At 56.6% G+C, this 339-nt stretch carries 1 protein-coding gene; it reads right to left on the bottom strand.

What is annotated here, in order from left to right; translation table 11 throughout:
• Positions 1-339 (bottom strand): HAMP domain-containing protein (locus tag A6X21_RS21700; RefSeq protein ID WP_131818489.1); only part of this gene is annotated, 339 nt, incomplete at both ends.

The raw sequence follows: 339 nt of genomic DNA, 5'->3' as shown, positions 1-339 counted from the left end.
CCTGGGCGCGCTTCTTCGCCAGATCCAGCTCAACGTTCTGAATCTCCATCTGCTCGAGGGTTTCGCGCAGATCGGAGGTCGCCTGATCGATATTGTGCTGCATCTCTTCGTGGTAGGCCGCCAGCGACATGGCCATGGAGTTGATGCCGTTTTTCAGCATATCCAGTTCGCCGAGCATAAACCCTTCGACGCGACTGTCGAGCTGGCCGCGACGAATACGATCGACGGTATTCACCATATTGCGGATCGGCCCGGTGACGTCGCGCATCAGGCGCCAGCCGAAGATCAGCGCGATGCCGATACAGAACAGCATCATAACGCTGGAGATGAAAATCTCTT

The organism is Planctopirus hydrillae, from assembly GCF_001707835.1.
Lineage (GTDB): Bacteria > Planctomycetota > Planctomycetia > Planctomycetales > Planctomycetaceae > Planctopirus > Planctopirus hydrillae.
The sequence above is the reverse complement of the archived record's forward strand: the minus strand, read 5'-3'. Positions and strand labels throughout refer to the sequence as shown.